This is a genomic window from Pseudoalteromonas sp. S3260, from assembly GCF_005886925.1.
GTDB lineage: Bacteria > Pseudomonadota > Gammaproteobacteria > Enterobacterales > Alteromonadaceae > Pseudoalteromonas > Pseudoalteromonas tetraodonis.
Genome location: NZ_PNCV01000159.1, coordinates 1 through 259, shown reverse-complemented (window position 1 = coordinate 259; position 259 = coordinate 1). Strand labels below are relative to the sequence as shown.

At 42.9% G+C, this 259-nt stretch carries 1 rRNA gene; it reads right to left on the bottom strand.

Going from position 1 to position 259, the window contains the following annotated elements:
• Positions 1-89 precede the first annotated feature (89 nt).
• Positions 90-204 (bottom strand): 5S ribosomal RNA (gene rrf / locus CWC14_RS17505).
• Between the last annotated feature and the right edge of the window lie 55 nt (positions 205-259).

Here is a 259-nt window from a genome sequence, read left to right as displayed (position 1 = left end):
CGGTGATCACCGGACGGATACCTTCTTTTTACTTTATTCCAGATGTAAAAAAGCCCGACTCTTTCGAATCGGGCTTTCTCTTATTTGGAGCCTGGTAATGTCCTACTTTCACATAGCAAATGCTACACTATCATCGGCGCTGTTTCGTTTCACTACTGAGTTCGGCATGGGGTCAGGTGGGTCCAAAACGCTATTGTCACCAAGCAAATTTGGTGTAAGGTCGAATTAATACGAGCTTACTAAAATTTGGAATTCTGAT